Origin of the sequence: Nocardia amikacinitolerans NBRC 108937 (assembly GCF_001612615.1) — a bacterium.
Classification (GTDB): domain Bacteria; phylum Actinomycetota; class Actinomycetes; order Mycobacteriales; family Mycobacteriaceae; genus Nocardia; species Nocardia amikacinitolerans.
Map to the genome: position 1 here is coordinate 161,410 of NZ_BDAU01000013.1, position 16,619 is coordinate 178,028.

Sequence of the window (16,619 nt, forward strand, 5' to 3'; positions counted from 1 at the left end):
GGTTCCTTTCGTCGTCCCTCTTTCGCAGATCCTACCGACCCGCTACGGTGTGACCGACCGGTCGGTCACGACGGATCGACGGTACCTCACGAGGAGATCGACCATGCGAACTTCCCGACGATGGATCGCGGTCGTCGCGGTCGCGGTGGCCATGGTGGCGGGCTGGCCCGCGGGTCCTGCGGTGGCCGAGGAGCTACCGACCTACAGCTATCTGTCCGGCCTCGCCGCCCAGCTCATGGGCCCTAGCCAGGCGCCGCCCGGCGCCAACGACTGGTCCTGCCGACCGAGCGAGGCGCACCCGAACCCGGTGGTGCTGCTGCACGGACTGAGCAACGACACCATCACCTGGAACACCCTCTCGCCGGTGCTCGCCGCCGCGGGGCACTGCGTCTTCTCCACCACCTACGGCACCGGGCCGCTCGGTCCGATCGGCGCCGTGGCGCCCATCGCGGACAGCGCCCGGCAGATCGCGGACTTCATCGACCGGGTCCGGGCCGCGACCGGTGCGCGGCAGGTCGACCTCGTCGGCCACTCGATGGGCGGCGCGATTCCCTTCTACTACCTGAACCACCTGGGCGGCGTGCCGAACATCGATGACTACATCGCGCTGGCCGCGCCCCTGCACGGATCGACACTCAGCGGTACCGACACGCTGTTCTCCTCGGTGCTCGACGCATTCGGGGTGCGCGAGGAGGTCGCCGACCGCTGCGGTCCCTGTCAGGTGTCGCCGGGATCGCCGTATCTGGACGTCCTCAATCCGGACCCGGCGATCGCGCCCGACATCGACTTCACGACCATCGTCACCCGATACGACCAGATCGCCACGCCGTACACCACCGGATTGCTCGACGGCCCCAACGTTCGCAACATCGTCCTACAGGATCTGTGCGCGACGGACTACACCGAACACTACGAACTGACGGCCGACCCGGTGGCCGTGCGTGAAGTGCTGAACGCCCTCGACCCGGCGAATGCCCGACCCGCCGAATGCGCGGTGGTGCTGCCTTACGTCGGTCCCGTCGGCCGATAACGCTCGTCGGCGCGGCCCACGATGAGGGCGGCCAGCCGGGCAAGCGACTCCTGGTTGCGCAATTTCAGCATCGCCCGCTGCAGTTGGCTCGGCAGCAGCTTGCCCGGCCCGCTCATGGCGTGTTCGGTCATCCGAATGTGCGTGGTGTTGGGCTGAATCTCGGTGAGCTCCAGCAAGATTCGGGCGGAGCCGACCGGCCACAGGCGGGCCTCCAGCTCGATAAGCCGCGGCGGATCGACGTCGCGGACGGTGGTGTGGTCCCGCACGTTCAGCGGCCACAGGCCGACGCTGTGGTGAATCCGGGTGCCCACATCGGGCCAACCGGGATCGACCTCCCTGATGTGTGAGGCCCCGACCACCCAGCTGGAATACAACCAGCCGTCGGCGAGGACAGCGAAGGCCTGTTCGGGGTCGACCGGCACGGTCAGTTCGGCATCCAACATGTGCGCATCGCTTCCTTCCGGCTTCGACTGTCACGTTGCTGGGATCTCGCTCGTCCGCTTATCCAGGGTAGGCGGGAACCCCTACGGCCGCGCGGCAATGCGCCTCCGCTATCCCTGCCGTGGGTAAACGCCGCCCCAATGCCTGGGGACAGGTGAGTTGCTGCACAGTTGCAATTTGTGTCAAGGTGCTCTGCATGTCCCAAGTAGTGGAATCCGAGCGGCCGATCCCGGCTCGGACTCTGTTCGGCCACCCGATCGGATTGGCGAACCTGTTCGGCGTCGAGCTGTGGGAGCGGTTCTCCTTCTACGGCATGGTCACCATCCTCGGGTACTACCTGTATTACTCGGTGACCGACGGCGGACTCGGGCTGGAGCAGAGCACCGGCGTCGGCATCGTCGGCGCGTACGGCGGCCTGGTGTATCTGTCCACCGTGCTCGGCGGTTGGATCGCCGATCGGCTGCTCGGGATGGAGCGGACCGTCTTCTACGGCGGCGTGGTCGTCATGGCCGGGCACATCGCCCTCGCGGTGCTGCCTGGGCTGGCGGGTGTCGGCGTCGGTCTCGTCCTGGTGGCCCTCGGCAGCGGCGCGCTGAAGGCGAACGCCTCCTCACTGCTCGGCACGCTCTACCCGAAGGACGACGCCCGCATCGACGGCGGCTTCACCCTCTTCTACCTCGGCATCAACATCGGCGCGTTCACCGGACCGTTGCTGACCGGCCTGCTCCAGACCCACCTCGGCTTCCACTACGGTTTCGGCGCCGCCGCCATCGGCATGGCGCTCGGCCTCACCCAGTACGTGGTCTTCCGGCGAAACCTGGGCAACGCGGGCCGCGAGGTGCCGAACCCGTTGCCGCGCAGCGCGATCTGGCCCGCCGTCGGCGTGGTGCTCGGCGCCGCGGTGGTCGTCGTCGTGGCCTTCGCGACCGGGCTGGTCACGCTGGAGAGCCTGCCCGAGGCGACGACGGTGGTGATTGCCGTGGCCTCGCTCGGGTATTTCGCCGTCATGCTCACCAGCGCCAAGGTCGCACCCGTCGAACGAAGCAGGGTGCGGGCGTTCATCCCGCTGTTCCTCGCCAACGCGGTGTTCTGGTCGTTGTTCCAGCAGATCTTCACGGTGCTCGCCGTCTACTCCGATGAGCGGATGAACTGGAGCATCTTCGGCTGGACCGCCCCGTCCAGCTGGATCGGCTCGGTGGAGCCGGTGTGGATCATCACGCTCTCGCCGTTGTTCGCGCTGCTGTGGACCAAGCTCGGCAACCGCGCGCCGAGCACGCCGCGCAAGTTCGCGCTCGGCGTCGTCGGAATGGGTCTGTCGTTCCTACTGTTCGTGCCGCTCGCCGGATTCGACGACAAGTCGGTGCCCGCGCTGGCGGTTCTGGTGATCATGGCCGGGTTCGCTGTCTCCGAGCTGCTGCTCTCGCCGATCGGGCTCGCGGTCACCACCCAGCTCGCCCCCGAGGCGTTCCGGGCGCAAATGATGGCGTTGTACTTCTTTTCCGTCGGTATCGGTACGTCGATGTCGGGCGTTCTTGCTCGTTTTTACGCCCCTGAGCACGAAGTCGCCTACTTTGGCATCACCGGGGCCGTGGCGATAACGGTGGGACTGATCGTCGCGGCACTGGGACCGTGGATCAGTCGCTACATGGCCGGCGTCCACTAGCAAACCGGCGGCACCCGGCAATCCCGGCGTCCTGCCTCATCAGTAAGGAGAACACGTGGCGATTTCGAGCTCTTCTCGGCGAGATGGCCTATTTCGAACGAAGTCCGTCGAGCAATCGATTCGCGATACCGACGAGCCGGACTCGAAACTACGCAAAGATCTGACCGCTTGGGATCTCACCATTTTCGGTGTCGCCGTCGTCGTCGGCGCTGGCATCTTCACACTCACCGCCCGCACCGCGGGAAACGTTGCGGGACCGTCGGTTTCGCTGGCCTTCGTGTTCGCCGCCATCGCCTGCGGCCTGACCGCGCTGTGCTACGCCGAGTTCGCCTCCACCGTGCCGGTGGCGGGCAGCGCCTACACCTACTCCTACGCCACCTTCGGTGAGCTCGCCGCGTGGATCATCGGCTGGGACCTGATCCTCGAGTTCGCGCTCGCCGCCGCGGTGGTGGCCAAGGGCTGGTCGCAGTACCTCGGGCAGGTGATGGGCACCGGGCCCGCCGTCGTAGAGCTCGGGCCGGTGACCTTCGACTGGGGCGCGGTCAGCCTGATCACGGTGCTCGGCATTCTGCTCGCCGTCGGCACCAAGCTGTCGTCCCGGGTGTCGGCGATCGCGGTCGCCATCAAACTCGGCGTCATCGCCGTGGTGCTCGTCGTCGGCGTGACCTACTTCGACAAGTCGAACCTCTCGCCCTACATCCCGCCGTCCGAGCCGGGCGCTGGCGGCGAGGGCATCCGCCAGTCGCTTTTCTCCTTCCTGACCGGCGCGGGCAACAGCAACTTCGGCTGGTACGGCCTGCTCGCGGCGGCCAGCCTGGTGTTTTTCGCGTTCATCGGGTTCGACGTCGTCGCCACCACCGCGGAGGAGACCAAGAACCCGCAGCGCAACGTGCCGCGCGGCATCCTCGGCTCGCTGCTGATCGTCACCGTGCTCTACGTCGCCGTCTCGCTGGTGCTCACCGGCATGGTTCCCTACACCGAGCTGTCCGGCGACGACGCGACGCTCGCGACGGCGTTCGCACTGCACGGCGCGGACTGGGCGAAGAACATCATCTCCATCGGCGCGCTCGCCGGCCTGACCACCGTCGTCATGGTGATGTACCTGGGACAGACCCGCGTGCTGTTCGCCATGGCGCGCGACGGACTGCTGCCCAAGCAGCTCGCGCACACCGGTTCCAAAGGCACGCCCGTCCGGCTGACCGTCATCGTCGGCGTGGCCTGCGCGTTGCTCGCCGGTTTCGTGGACTTCGGCACCCTGGAGGAAATGGTCAACATCGGCACGCTGTTCGCCTTCGTGCTGGTCTCGCTCGGCGTGCTCGTCCTGCGTCGCACCCGACCCGACCTGCCGCGCGGCTTCCGCGTCCCGCTGGTCCCGCTCATCCCGATCCTCGGCGTGCTCTCCTGCCTGTGGCTGATGCTCAACCTCTCCGTCGAGACCTGGCTGCGCTTCATCGTCTGGATGCTGCTCGGCTTCGTGGTCTACTTCGCCTACAGCCGCAGGAACTCCCTGCTCGGCAAGAGTCTCGCCGAATGACCCGGCCGCCGTGCCCCGCCCTCTCGGCCGGGCACGGCGTATCCTGAACCCCCGCCGATCCCACAACCCGAGACCCGCCGCGCCACCAATTCCGGTACAGCCGTACGAGTCGGTAGGCTGACCACACGCCCCTATAGCCCAATTGGCAGAGGCAGTGGACTTAAAATCCATTCAGTGTCGGTTCGAGTCCGACTGGGGGCACTGTTTCGTCGGCTCGCCGCTGTATTTGCGGCCGAGTGGGTGCCCAAGGAAGTTTTGCCCAGGGAATTCGGGGGGTTGAGCAGGGGGATTTCGCGTAACGGGGTTCGGTCGCCGCCGATGTCACAAGCGGATCTCGGGGAGCGGAAGGCGGGCCATGCGGATTTCCCTGAAAAGTGTTGTGGCGCTGGGTATCACATTTGGAATGTGGGTGGTAGCCGGTGGTTTCGGTGGCACCGCCGCGGCGGAGACGGGCGGGTTGAAGTACTGCGCGGTGAGTCAGGGGCGGCAGTTCGAGACGGCGACTCCGGAGGAGGTCGGGCTCGACTCCGTGACGCTGGGTAGGGCGATCGCGGCGGCTTCTTCGCCGAATCGGCTGAATTTCAAGGTGTTTCGGAACAATTGTCTGATCGCGTCGGGGCCGCGGAACGGGTTGAGTGGGGCGGTGCCGTGGAACCTGTGGAGTGCGACCAAGAGCGTGGTTTCGCTGGTCGCGGGCGTTGCCGTGGACGAAGAGCTGCTGCGGCTCGACGATCCCATCGACAACTATCTGCCGCCCGGACTCGGCGATGCGGAACATCGGGGGATCCGCGTTCGGAACCTACTCACCGAGTCGTCGGGGATCGATGTCGCGGTGGTGTCCGAGGGGGTGACCGGGCTGGTGGAACTGGATTCCAATGTGGTCGCCCAGGCTTTGGCGATGCCGATCGAGTATCCACAGGGCACGAAATGGCAGTACAGCCAGCGCGCCGTCGATCTCATCGCCTACGTGGTGCAGCAGGCGGTCGGCGAGGATTTTCAAGCCTATGCGCAGCGTAAACTCTTCGACCCGTTGGGTATTCGGGCCAGCGACTATTACTGGGCACGTGATCGCAGCGGAAACACCTACGGCTACGCGCATCTGGTGATGGCACCCGACGATTTCGCGAAACTCGGTCTGCTGGTCGCCAATCGAGGAAACTGGGGTAGCACTCGGATCGTTTCGGAGGACTACCTGGCGCAGGCTTCGGAACCTTCGCCGTCGCACGAGTGCTACGGCTTCTTGTTCGTCGTCAACGGTCCCGGCTGCGCGCCGGAATTCCCCGCTCTGCCGACCGACGCGGTGAAGATGAGCGGCATGATGCGCCAGGACAACTACATCGTCCCGAGCCTGAACCTGCTGGTCAGTTGGACCGGGTTGACCGTGCCCGGCGAGGCAGGCTTCGCCTACGGCGTGCTCCGCGATGTCGCCGGTGCGTTCCGGGAACCGCCGCTGCCCGACCCCGGCCCGTACGTCCCGCTGCCCGACGTCAGCATCACCGACCCGATGATGACCAACCCGGACGCCACCCTCGCCGCACTCGGACTCGGTCCCTACGCCTATCCGGGCTGCGACCCGATCACCTGCCTGGGGAAGCCGTTGCCGCCGCCGTTCGCCGATTGGCCCGTCGGCTGCTTCATCGTCGGCTGCTTCACCAACACGCCCGGTCGGCGATAGGTCGGTGCGGACCGACCCGGAGTGGCTAGCTGAGCAAGAGCTGAACCTGGAGTTCTCCGACACGGAACAACTCCACAGCACCAGTCTGAAACGCAGCCACGGCCGGTCGACTCGGCTGGAAGCCGAACCCACGCCCACTGACCGCGGAAGGTGACGGCACCTAACGCGCCCGGCAGAGTTCGGAGCAAACCTGGGTTCGGCCGAACCAGAGGCGCTTCGTCACCCAAAGGCAGCCCACCGCCACAACAGCCACGCCGTCCCGAAACCCGCACCGTCCCGAAACCCGTATGCCCGTCAGCTCAGCTGTCGCGGTAGTTGCGCAACACGAGCGCCAAACACCCGGCCGCCGCCACCGCGAGCCCGGCGTACATCGAGGGATAGCTCAGCCCCGCCGTCTGATGCAGGAACGACAACGTCGCGGGCACGCCGAACCCCAGGTAGCTCACCGAGTAGAACACCGCCGTCAGTCCCGCGAGATCATCCGGCCGGGCGATGCGCTCGATCTCCTGCAACCCGGCGACGAGTCCGATCCCGTATCCCGCACCGAGCACGACGGCGGTCAGGATAGTCGCGCCCAGCGTGAGCGCACCGGAAGCCCAAGTGGCGGCGAGCATTCCGCAGGTGACCAACGAAAGCCCGACCACTGCGGCGCGCGCGGTTCCGGGGCGGTCGATGCGCCGAGCGATCGACTGGATGGCGAATCCGCACCCCAGCGTGATGACGGTGATCGACGCCGAGAACGCGATGGGCGCACCACTCACATGCGGCAGCATCAGGGTCGGCATCACCGCGTAAGCCGTTGCGGCAGAAGTGAACAACCACAGCGCGGCGGGCAGGGCGATGCAGAGGAAGCGGCGGTGGCCCGCAGCGGGGATCTTCAGATCGTCGATTAGCCGCTTCGAATCGAACTGAGGCAGAACCGTTTCCGGCGCGCGCGACATCCACGCGGCGGCGAGAACGCACAGCGCGGCATTGATCAGATAGGTGAGCGAGCCGGGCAGCGGCCCCCACTGCGCGAGCGCACCGGCCACGCCGGCGCCGACGGCGAACCCGCCGGTCAAGCTCATCGCCGACCGACGCGCACCGGTTCCCGCGGGCAGCGCCGGCCCGTGCGGTGGCTGTGAAAGCTCCTTGAGCCAGCTGCTGCCCACCGCCATCGCCAAGCCAAGGGCGACACCACACAGCACCCGCCCCGCCGCGAGCGCGGGCACCGAATCGGAGCCGACGGCCAGCAGGAGGGATCCGCAGGCCGCGATCAGCGGTGCGGGCAGCATGAGGCGGCGGCGTCCGTAGCGGTCGGACAGTGGCCCGCCGATCAACAGCGCGGGGACGATGCCAAGGACGTAGTAGAAGAGCAACAGGTCGACCGTCGTCAGCGGAAGGCCGTGGCTCTTGTACATGACCAGCAGCGGAGTGAACTCGTTGCCGCCCCAGGCGATGGCGAAGACGGCGGCGGCGACGCCCCACCACCGTCTGGTTCCGGTGGGTGCTTCGGCGGGACGTAGGGCGGTCAGGGTCGTCATCACAGGCCACGTAGCTCCAGCTGGTGCACGCCGGCGAGATGGTCGACCAGCGCCGTGGCGAAACCGTCGACGTCACCGCCGACGACCAGCTCCGCGAGGCGGGCGTGCTGGTCGACGATGCGGTCGATGTCGAGCGGGCCGCGGCGCAGGGCGACGCTGTTCATCCGGCGCTGCCGCTCCCGCAGCGAGTCGTAGAAGTCGGTCAACAGCGGATTGCCCGCCGCGACGACGTAGGTGCGGTGGAAGTCGGTGTCCTCGATGGCGAAGGCGTCCAGGTCTCGGCCCGCGGCGAGGGCGCGCTGCCGATCCAGCGAGGCGCACAGCGACTCCGCCACGGCACCGGGGCCGGTCGCCGCCAGCGCGCGAACGGCCGCGGTCTCCACGACGTGTCTGGCGTGCGCGACATGCGCGGCTTCGTCGGGCGGGATCGGTACCACCAGCGCGCCGCGCTTGGGGTAGAGCCGCATCCACCCTTCGGTCTCCAGCCGGAGAAACGCCTCGCGTACCGGCGTGCGCGAGGTGCCGAGCGCGGCGGCGATCTCGCCCTCGCTGATCAGCTCGCCACCGGGCAGCGCACCCGACAGGATGCGCTCTTTCACCTCGCGATAGGCGTGCTCGGCCGATGAATACGTCTTAGACACAAGTTGTATCTTAGGCAGGCACGCGGCGCGCCTGATCGGCCGGCCCAGCTCAGATCAGCGACACGATTATCGCGATAGCGACCACGGCGAAGACGGCCACCAGGGCGATCGTGACCGCCATCGCGGCCACACCCGTTCCGGGGAACCGGTGCCTGGTGCGCGGTTCCGGTGCGGAGAGGCCGGACGTCTGTGCCGTTTCCGGTGGGGTCGAGCCGGGTGCGACGCCGCCGCCGGGTTCCAGATCGGGGGTGCGCGCGGGATCGGGGTCCATTGCCGACATGGGAATCACTTCCCGTCGTTGCCGGGTGTTTCCGGCGACTCGGGTTGCCGTCCGGACATCTTGCGATAAAGGACCACCGCGCCGACGAGCACGGCGATCCCGATGATCACCAGTAGCTCCATGTCCGCCGGTTACCCGCGATCGGGTCCGCCAATCACGTTGTGGGATCTCCAAGGCGGCGCGCGCCGCACTGGTGATTTCCCCAGCGATCGCCGAACGCGTTGCCGGTGCCCGACTCGCGCAAGGAACATCGAAAGGGATCGCGGTGTGGCGGGACGATGTCGCCGCCTCGCGATCGATTCCACAAGCCTGCCGACCCGTGGAAGGTGGATGGCGACGATGACATTGCGGCAGACCTTCGTGACCTATCGGGAGATGTACCGATTCCCCGTCGCGATCATGGGCACCCAGGTGGTCCTTCGGGTGGGCGTTGTGGGGGTCGTGGCGATGCCCGAGCCGCTAGGCGCGCGCCTGCAGACCTTGCTACAGCCCGCGCAGCACGCCGGGCCCGTATTCGTCGACCCGGACACCGGCCGGTGGGTCTTCCTCACGGCGGGCATCCCCGCCGGCGAGCCGTCGCACCGGCCCCTGTTCTCCGAGGCCGACGTGCGGATCGCGGAGTGGGGTGAACAGGTCGCGCTGCCGTTGCTCAGCGAATCGAGCCGGCCCACCTCGGACGAGCGCCGCTGGCTGTGGCCGCCGGGTTACGAGCTGCCGCAGCCTGCGCCGTTCGTCAACGAATTGGTCGGCGCTGTACCGAGATTCGGCCACCACGGGGATATGCGGGGTCGCGCGTTAGCCGGTTGAGTTGTCGCGCGGGCAGTTTCGGCGGGACAGGGCTGGGCACCCAGCTGGCGACACTACCGATCCGCTGAACGAGGTGGTCGCATCATGGCATCCGACGGAGCGTGGGAGATTCCCCCGCTCGACGACGCACCGGATATCGCCCGCACGGCCGAACCGCAACCCGGGGAGACGATAGGCGACGCCAGGAACTGGGCAGGCTTCGTGCTGGTCGGGATCGGGTTGTCCGCCGTGGTCCTCACCATCGCCATCGCGGCGCTCGGCGCGGACGGAGGGGCGTTGTTCGCGGCCGTCGTCGCGAGCGCCGCGTTGCTGACGGGTACGGGGTTGCTGTTGTTCGAGCGGCGGAATCGGCGTGCGCGACAGCAAGATTCGAGCAACGAGCAGCAGCCCGCGGCGTGGTGAGGGGCCGTTCCGCTCGCTCGAGCCGCTTTGGCTAGGCGCCGAGATCCCGCCGTCGCGGACATACACCCTCTCCGGAACGGATCGGTCGGCCCGAGGGAGTGGTTCGGCTCGACGGATCAGTGGGCTCGGCAGACCTCGCGCGCGGCGTTCTTGGTCTCGTTGAACTGGTCGATGGCGTCGTTGAGCGTGTCGACGTCGACGCGGCGTTCGAGCAGATCGGCGAGGTTGTTGGTGTCGTCGCGGTAGGAGCGCAGGCTGCTCGCGACGTCCGGGGGAACATCCCTGGTCAGCTTCTGGTCAACGTTGCGCGCGTTGGTGCGCAACGTGTTCACGGCGTCGCTGGCCTTGGCGTCGGCGTCGGGCGCGTTGTTGTTGCTCGCGTCGATGTAGGCGTTGAACGAGTCCACCGAGCTCTCGTTCGCTGCGGCGAAGGCGTCGCACGCCGCCCCTGCCGCGCGGGCGACGGCGGCGGCCCGCGACGAGGACGCCGCGGCCGAGGAGGCGGCGACTTCGGAGGTGTACGCGGCCAACTCGGTCTGGTTGACCTGGGGGTTGCCGGTGACCTGCGTGGAGCAGGCGCCGATGAAGATGATGCCCGTCGCGGTCGCCGCCGCCGCGGCGGCCAGGCCCCCGCGTTCCAGTCGTCGCATGTCCGTTCGCCTTTCCCCTCGGTGCGTCCAGCCGCGGACGAGACCGGACCCTACGACGTTACTGTGCGCGACCGGTCCAATCGCTCGGCGGGCCGATATCGATGGCCAACCGATATCGCGGGGCCTGGACCGGCCCGACCGGTCCGGATCGAACGCCGGTCGACGGGTCCGCATCAGCAAACGTGCTGGTCGGTCGGCATGGACGCATAGGCCGTCTTCGCGGAGCTGCTCGGTGTGGACCAGCTGGTGGGCGCGATCGAAGGGTATCTGCTGCAAGGCGCTGACCCGGTCGGTTCGCGGGCACCGGTCCGCATCGCAGTCTGATGCGATGCGGACCGGTCGCGCGGTCAGTTCTGGCCGAGCATGCCGCGCATGGTGGTGATCTCCGCTTCCTGCGCGGCGATCACCGCGCGGGCCAGCGCCTGCGCGTCGGGATTGACGCCGTCGGCCAGTTCGGTCTTCGCCATATCGATGGCGCCGGTGTGGTGTTCGATCATCATCTCCAGCCACATCTCGTCGAACGCGGGTCCGGAAGCGGCCTGTAGCGCGGTCATCTGCTCGGCCGACATCATGCCCGGCATGCCGTGACCCTCATGGCCGCCGCCCGCGGTCGGCGCGGGCTTGCCGAAGCTCTGCAGCAGGGTGCTGATCTGCTCCATCTCCGGCGCCTGCGCCTTCTCGACCTCCGCGGCCAAGGCGCGCAGCTGCGGGTTCTCGGTGTGGCTCGGCACCAGCTTCGCCATCTCGACCGCCTGCGCGTGATGCGGGTACATCATCTGCAGGAACGTCACGTCGGCGTTGTTGAAATCGGTCCGCGCGGCGGAGGTGGCCGCCGCGGTGGTGCTCGACGACGCGCCGTGGTCCATGCCGGACATCGAATCGGAATCGTCGCCACATCCGGCGGCGAACAGCAGGGCGCCCGACGCGAGTGCGGCGATCGTGAGGCGGGTACGGGTGATGAACATGGTTGAACTCCTTGGGAATTGCGAAAAGCACGGTTGATGAGGGCAGGACGGAACCACGCCGTGATCGAGCACGGACGCGGTCGACCTGTCAGATCCGCAGAATCGACAATTCGGCCAGGGACAACACGGTCCAAGGCGGTGGACGTTCACGTCTGGGCCGCCGGTGCCGCAGCTTCGGACCACCGCCGAGGTGGTCGCCCGCGATCCGGTACAGCAGAACGAGCAGGACCGCCATGGCGAGCGCGGTCAGGATGAAGACGCAGGCATGCAGACCGGCGTGGCCGTCGCTGCAGTCGGCGCACCCGTGCTGAGCAGAGGTGCCCGCCGAGGATTCGCGGTGCGCGACCGCGCGGTCGACCCGATCGTCGAACCCGTGACGGTGGCCGCTGTCGGATATACGTGCGGCGTCTTCGGTCGGCGACGCGCTGCCCGAGCTCATCGCCAGGTCGGTGGATGAATGGTCCGCGGTGGTGGCGGTCGCGTGGTGAGCGGCCGTCGCGGGGATGGTGAAGATGCCGACGTGCATGGCCGCGATTCCGGCGATCAGGGCGACCATGCCCAGCAGCCGGGTGAACCCGGATGCATGCTGCGAGGCGGTCGGCGCGGTCACGTCAACCAGGGTATCGGGTCCGCGTATAAGTACCCGTACCCCCTGTATGTATCGGTGTTGCGCAGCTGCCCACCCTCTGTGTTGCCTACTCGACGGTGCTGCCGACTCGGCGGTGCTGCCGACTCGGCGGTGCTGCCGACTCGGCGGTGCTGCCGACTCGGCGGTGCTGCCCACTCGGCGGTGCTGCCTACCCGGCGGTGCTGCCCACTCGGCGGTGCTGTCTACTCGACGGTGCTGCCCACTCGGCGGTGTTGCCCACCCCACTGTGCTGCCCACTCGACGGTGCTGCCTACCCGACGGTGCTGCCTACCCGGCGGTGCTGCCCACTCGGCGGTGCTGCCTACCCGGCGGTGCTGCCCACTCGGCGGTGCTGCCTACCCGGCGGTGCTGCCCACTCGGCGGTGCTGCCCACCCACGGCGCTGCCCACACCCACGGTTCTGCCCACCCCCAGCGTGTGCCCCGGCGGATGGCTTCCCACACACTTTGCATACGCCTCACATAGGCACCGGCTGTGTGAGGCGTATACGAAGTGTGTGGGACCGGCGGGCATCCGCTTCCGCTTCGCTCGGGGTGCGCTGGTTGGCGGCTTCGCGCGGCCGCTTTGTGAGGGTGTACCTGCGCAGCGCGCGGATGGTACTGCGGAGGTTGTGCACGCCTCGCTGAGGTCTCGTACCACTCGCTGACGCTGTCTTCGCGCTGCGATGCGTGCGGAAGATCCGCGTCAGGACGTGGCGATGTCGATCACCAGGCGGGTCGGGTTGGACAGCGTGGTGACCGAGAAGGCGGGGCGGTCGGCGTTGACGCCGATGAAGGACTGGGTGGTGCCCTCGAAGACGGTGGTGCGGTAGACGCCCGCGATGCCGGGGGCGCTCGGGTCGGTGGCTGGATCGGGGCCGGAGTAGGGGGTGACGCCGCTGTCGAAGGGGTAGGCCGAGCCGGTGATCTGGACTTCGAGCACGGACTGTCCGGCCACCTCGATGACATTGCCGCTGCCGTCCTGGACCGCCCGATCGGTGTACTGCACGATCCACCCGGGTGTTCCGGTGCCGCCGAGGTCGTAGACGACGCGATCGAAGCCGGAATGGTGGCCGATGCGCAGATCGGTGACGGTGAGCGCGGCGTCGCTGGACGGGGTGCCGCGCTTGGGCCCCGCGTCGCCCGGCGGCTGGACGGGCGCCTCGACGAGCGAGCCCGTCGTCGTCGGCGGAGCCGAGGTGGCCGAGACCGATTCGCCGTCGTCACAGCCCGCGATCAGAGCCGCCGCGACCGCCACCGCCAACACCATCCTGTTGCGCATGGGGCTGATGGTACTCAGCGGCTGCACGTCAGCGGGCGACAATGACGGACCCGGCGTGTGCCGTCGGCGTGCCGCACGAATCGCGTCGCCACCACGGCCGATCGACGGCCGGTAGCCAAGTGTTTCGGCAGACGCTCGATGATCGCGGCCCGGGCGCCCGGTGGCGGTCCCGTCGCAGAACCCGAGGCTGCCTCGGTATCCGATTGCCGTGCGGTCCGCTGGGACGCCCACTCGCGGCGGACTCGTCGTTGCCCGCTCGTCGACGTAGCGGGTTCGATGGACGTCGACGACCTCGATCAGCACCACCCATGCCGGATTGCCCGCCGCCTCCAAGTCGAGCAGCCCGAACGACACCAGGCACGCGACGTCGCCTGCGCGGCTGCGGCCAGCGAGAAGGCGGCCCCGTAGCCGCCGCAAGTACTCTCGGCGCGTCCCTAGGCTGGCGACGCCCACGCGTGGCGGGCCGGTTCGCTACGGCCACGCTCGGTGGCCGGTCGGGAGAGTCGCCGGGAAGGTTCAGCGGGTGTCGCAGCCACATGGCAAGTGATCGGTTGCTGGGCAGTAGTTTTGAAGCGCTGATCTGGCTCGACATCGAACCTCCTGGTACGCACCCGGTAAAGCCCCCTTTCTGAAGTAGCGGCCTTCCCATTCGGGTTCGCCCCGAAAGACCGAGAGGTCCGTCGCGCTGTCCTGACCGTCGTCGGAATCCGAGATGCCCTACGCCCGAAACTCAATCGGCGCCCGACCCTGCCCCGGCCCACGGAAGGGGCGCGGCGCCGACACGCAGCCGAGACCCGAGTCGCACTGCCGAGCCCGCGCGAGTTCCCTTGTGACAGTGAGCTTCACGCCGACCTGCTAGCCACGATGGCCGACCGGAACCCCCATTTGCCGGGCCGGGCGCGACTATTCGGCAACGATCTAGCACACTTGACGTGTGGACGATGTCGAGGACGTGTTTAGCCGACTGCGGCGGTATCCGGATGTGGAGGCGCTGAACCTCTATGCCGTCGATGCCGCCGATCGGCTGATCCTCGACGCGGCCGCCGACGCGATCGAGAAAGCCGGTAGCGGGAAGATTGCCGTTATCGGTGACAACTACGGCGCGCTGACGCTCGGCGCGATCGTCCGGCACGACCTGCGCGAGGTCCGTGTGCACCAGGATCTGCTCACCGGCGAGCTGGCGCTGGCCAACAACGCCCGCACGCTCGGCCTGGCCGACCGCTACACCGCGCACGCGCTCACCGAGGAACTGCTGAGCGGCGTCGAAGTGGTGTTGCTCCGGCTGTCCCGCGTCCTGGCGGGTCTCGCGGAAGTGGCCGACGCGATCGCGCGGTACGCCGACCCCGGGGTCAGCGTGATCGCGGGCGGGCGCGACAAGTATCTGACGAAGTCGATGAACGACGTACTCGCCGAGTCGTTTTCGACGGTTCTCGCGAGCCGGGGCAGGCAGAAGTCGCGCACGCTCTTCGTCGAGGGCCCGAAACCCGTTGGCGACCCGCGGTTTCCGGTGCGCGAATGTCTCGACGAGGTCGGCATCGAAGTCGTCGCCCACGGGGCGGCGTTCTCGGGTCCGCGCCTCGACATCGGAACCAGATTCCTGCTCCAGCATCTGAAGTGGATGAAGCCGGACGCTCGCGACGCCATCGACCTCGGCTGTGGCACCGGCATCCTGGCGGTGGCGCTGGCCAAGGCGCGCCCGGCGCTGCGGGTGGTCGGCACGGATCAATCGGCCGCCGCGGTGGCCTCGGCGCGGGCGACGGCCTCGGCCAACGATGTCGCCGATCGGGTGACGGTGGTGCGCGACGACGCGATGTCCTCGGCCGCCGACAACAGCGCCGACCTCGTGCTGTGCAACCCGCCGTTCCACGTCGGCGCCGCGGTGCACACCGGCTCGGCCATCAAGATGTTCGCCGAAACCGGTCGCGTGCTGCGCCCCGGCGGTGAACTGTGGACGGTGTACAACACCCATCTCAACTATCGCGGTGTGGTCGAGCGGATGGTCGGGCACACCGAGGTGATCGGCCGCAACCGGAAGTTCACGGTGACACGGTCGGTGCGTGGCCTGCACGACGTCCGGCAACGGTAGAGTCCGAATTGTCCGCCTCGGCGAACGTCTCGGGAACTCGACGCGAGTGCCGAACGTTGGACCAGGCAGTTGGATATCGAGCGAACAGCTCGGCAGACAGCGGCAACGACTCCCAGAAAGGCACTCACGGTGCGCACCACAAGCAATCCGGTCTTCAAAAATTTGCCCAAGCAAGAGGGCGGCGGCTACGCCAACTTCGGTTCGGGTGTAGCGGGTGCCGGGCAGTTCGGACAGCAGTTCGGTAACCAGTACCCCAACCAGTACCAGCAGCAGCCTTATCAGCAGGCCCCGCCCACCCACCGGGCGATGACCATCGATGACGTGGTGACCAAGACCGGCATCACGCTGGGTGTGCTCGCCCTTTCGGCGATCATCGCCTACGGCCTCACCTCGGCCAACACCGGCCTCGCGCCGCTGTTCGTCATCGTCGGCGGCCTGACCGGCCTGGTCCTGGTGCTGATCGCCAGCTTCGCCAACAAGATGGACAACCCGGCGATCGTGCTCAGCTACGCGGTCGCGGAGGGCCTGTTCCTCGGCGCACTGTCGTTCATGTTCACCGACATCACCTTCGGTGGCGCCGGCGGTAGCGCGCTGATCGCGCAGGCGGTGCTCGGCACCTTCGGTGTGTTCGCGGGCATGTTGGTCGTCTACAAGACGGGCGCCATCCGCGTGACGCCGCGGTTCACCCGCATGATCGTCGGCGCGCTCATCGGCGTCGTCGTGCTGATGCTCGGCAACCTGATCGCGAGCTTCTTCATCGACGGCGGCCTCGGCCTGCGCGACGGTGGCCCGCTCGCCATCGTGTTCAGCCTGGTCTGCATCGCGATCGCCGCGTTCAGCTTCCTGCTCGACTTCGACGCCGCCGATCAGCTGATCCGCGCGCAGGCGCCGGAGAAGGCGGCCTGGGGCGTGGCGCTCGGCCTGACCGTCACCCTGGTCTGGCTCTACGTCGAGATCCTGCGACTGCTGAGCTACTTCCAGAACGACTAGCGACCGGTCGGCGGGCGATCGACT

The 16,619-nt window shown here is 67.9% G+C and carries 16 protein-coding genes and 1 tRNA gene; 9 read left to right on the plus strand and 8 right to left on the minus strand.

Annotated elements, in window-relative coordinates; translation table 11 throughout:
* Positions 1–103: 103 nt before the first annotated feature.
* Positions 104–1,030: a lipase family alpha/beta hydrolase gene (locus tag NAM01S_RS13480; protein WP_067784560.1), complete on the plus strand. Its 927-nt coding sequence runs from the start codon at positions 104–106 to the stop codon at positions 1,028–1,030.
* Here NAM01S_RS13480 and NAM01S_RS13485 read toward each other — a convergent pair.
* Complete coding sequence (locus tag NAM01S_RS13485) at positions 1,006–1,473, minus strand: SRPBCC family protein (protein WP_067784563.1); 468 nt, start codon at positions 1,471–1,473, stop codon at positions 1,006–1,008. The two genes, NAM01S_RS13480 and NAM01S_RS13485, sit on opposite strands and share 25 nt — an antisense overlap.
* A gap of 194 nt (positions 1,474–1,667) precedes the next feature.
* Here NAM01S_RS13485 and NAM01S_RS13490 point away from each other — a divergent pair, with 194 nt between their 5' ends.
* The 4 genes from NAM01S_RS13490 to NAM01S_RS13505 all read left to right on the plus strand — a co-directional run bounded on the left by NAM01S_RS13490 (position 1,668) and on the right by NAM01S_RS13505 (position 6,343).
* Complete coding sequence (locus NAM01S_RS13490) at positions 1,668–3,134, plus strand: peptide MFS transporter (RefSeq protein ID WP_067784567.1); 1,467 nt, start codon at positions 1,668–1,670, stop codon at positions 3,132–3,134.
* Positions 3,135–3,189: 55 nt separating this feature from the next.
* Entirely contained in the window at positions 3,190–4,668 is a 1,479-nt protein-coding gene (locus NAM01S_RS13495) for an amino acid permease (protein ID WP_067784570.1), read from the plus strand.
* A 127-nt stretch (positions 4,669–4,795) separates the two neighbouring features.
* Positions 4,796–4,869: transfer RNA gene (locus NAM01S_RS13500), tRNA-Leu, on the plus strand.
* A 202-nt stretch (positions 4,870–5,071) separates the two neighbouring features.
* Positions 5,072–6,343, plus strand: a complete 1,272-nt coding sequence (locus NAM01S_RS13505; RefSeq protein ID WP_169810852.1) for a serine hydrolase domain-containing protein — start codon at positions 5,072–5,074, stop codon at positions 6,341–6,343.
* A gap of 299 nt (positions 6,344–6,642) precedes the next feature.
* On the opposite strand, the gene NAM01S_RS13510 is transcribed toward NAM01S_RS13505, so the two are convergent.
* Genes NAM01S_RS13510 through NAM01S_RS13520 form a run of 3 tightly spaced genes read right to left on the minus strand, consistent with a single transcriptional unit; the run spans position 6,643 to position 8,787 of the window.
* Positions 6,643–7,866, minus strand: a complete 1,224-nt coding sequence (locus NAM01S_RS13510; protein ID WP_067784576.1) for an MFS transporter — start codon at positions 7,864–7,866, stop codon at positions 6,643–6,645.
* A complete protein-coding gene (locus NAM01S_RS13515; protein WP_067784579.1) occupies positions 7,866–8,507 on the minus strand; it encodes a GntR family transcriptional regulator in 642 nt (213 codons plus the stop codon). The genes NAM01S_RS13510 and NAM01S_RS13515 overlap by 1 nt, the downstream gene beginning before the upstream one ends.
* 49 nt (positions 8,508–8,556) lie before the next feature.
* Positions 8,557–8,787: a DUF6480 family protein gene (locus NAM01S_RS13520; RefSeq protein ID WP_067784582.1), complete on the minus strand. Its 231-nt coding sequence runs from the start codon at positions 8,785–8,787 to the stop codon at positions 8,557–8,559.
* Positions 8,788–9,126: 339 nt separating this feature from the next.
* On the opposite strand from NAM01S_RS13520, the gene NAM01S_RS13525 reads away from it, so the two are divergent.
* Positions 9,127–9,594, plus strand: a complete 468-nt coding sequence (locus NAM01S_RS13525; protein ID WP_157107728.1) for a hypothetical protein — start codon at positions 9,127–9,129, stop codon at positions 9,592–9,594.
* Positions 9,595–9,678: 84 nt separating this feature from the next.
* Positions 9,679–9,996 carry a hypothetical protein gene (locus NAM01S_RS13530; RefSeq protein ID WP_067784588.1) on the plus strand — a complete coding sequence of 106 codons (318 nt, stop codon included), beginning with the start codon at positions 9,679–9,681 and terminating at the stop codon, positions 9,994–9,996.
* 116 nt (positions 9,997–10,112) lie between these two features.
* On the opposite strand, the gene NAM01S_RS13535 is transcribed toward NAM01S_RS13530, so the two are convergent.
* The 4 genes from NAM01S_RS13535 to NAM01S_RS13550 form a co-directional block, all read right to left on the minus strand.
* The gene (locus NAM01S_RS13535; protein WP_067784590.1) at positions 10,113–10,646 is read right to left on the minus strand and encodes an Rv2240c family protein; all 534 of its coding nucleotides are present in this window, start codon (positions 10,644–10,646) and stop codon (positions 10,113–10,115) included.
* Between the two features lie 347 nt (positions 10,647–10,993).
* On the minus strand, positions 10,994–11,611 hold the full coding sequence (locus NAM01S_RS13540) for a DUF305 domain-containing protein (protein ID WP_067784593.1): 618 nt from the start codon (positions 11,609–11,611) through the stop codon (positions 10,994–10,996).
* Between the two features lie 88 nt (positions 11,612–11,699).
* Positions 11,700–12,221, minus strand: coding sequence for a DUF6153 family protein (locus tag NAM01S_RS13545; protein ID WP_067784597.1), 522 nt, complete (start codon positions 12,219–12,221; stop codon positions 11,700–11,702).
* 722 nt (positions 12,222–12,943) lie between these two features.
* Positions 12,944–13,519, minus strand: coding sequence for an AMIN-like domain-containing (lipo)protein (locus NAM01S_RS13550; RefSeq protein WP_067784840.1), 576 nt, complete (start codon positions 13,517–13,519; stop codon positions 12,944–12,946).
* Between the two features lie 934 nt (positions 13,520–14,453).
* On the opposite strand from NAM01S_RS13550, the gene NAM01S_RS13555 reads away from it, so the two are divergent.
* Positions 14,454–15,605: a class I SAM-dependent methyltransferase gene (locus tag NAM01S_RS13555; protein ID WP_067784601.1), complete on the plus strand. Its 1,152-nt coding sequence runs from the start codon at positions 14,454–14,456 to the stop codon at positions 15,603–15,605.
* A 129-nt stretch (positions 15,606–15,734) separates the two neighbouring features.
* On the plus strand, positions 15,735–16,595 hold the full coding sequence (locus NAM01S_RS13560; protein WP_067784604.1) for a Bax inhibitor-1/YccA family protein: 861 nt from the start codon (positions 15,735–15,737) through the stop codon (positions 16,593–16,595).
* The last annotated feature ends 24 nt before the right edge of the window (positions 16,596–16,619 follow it).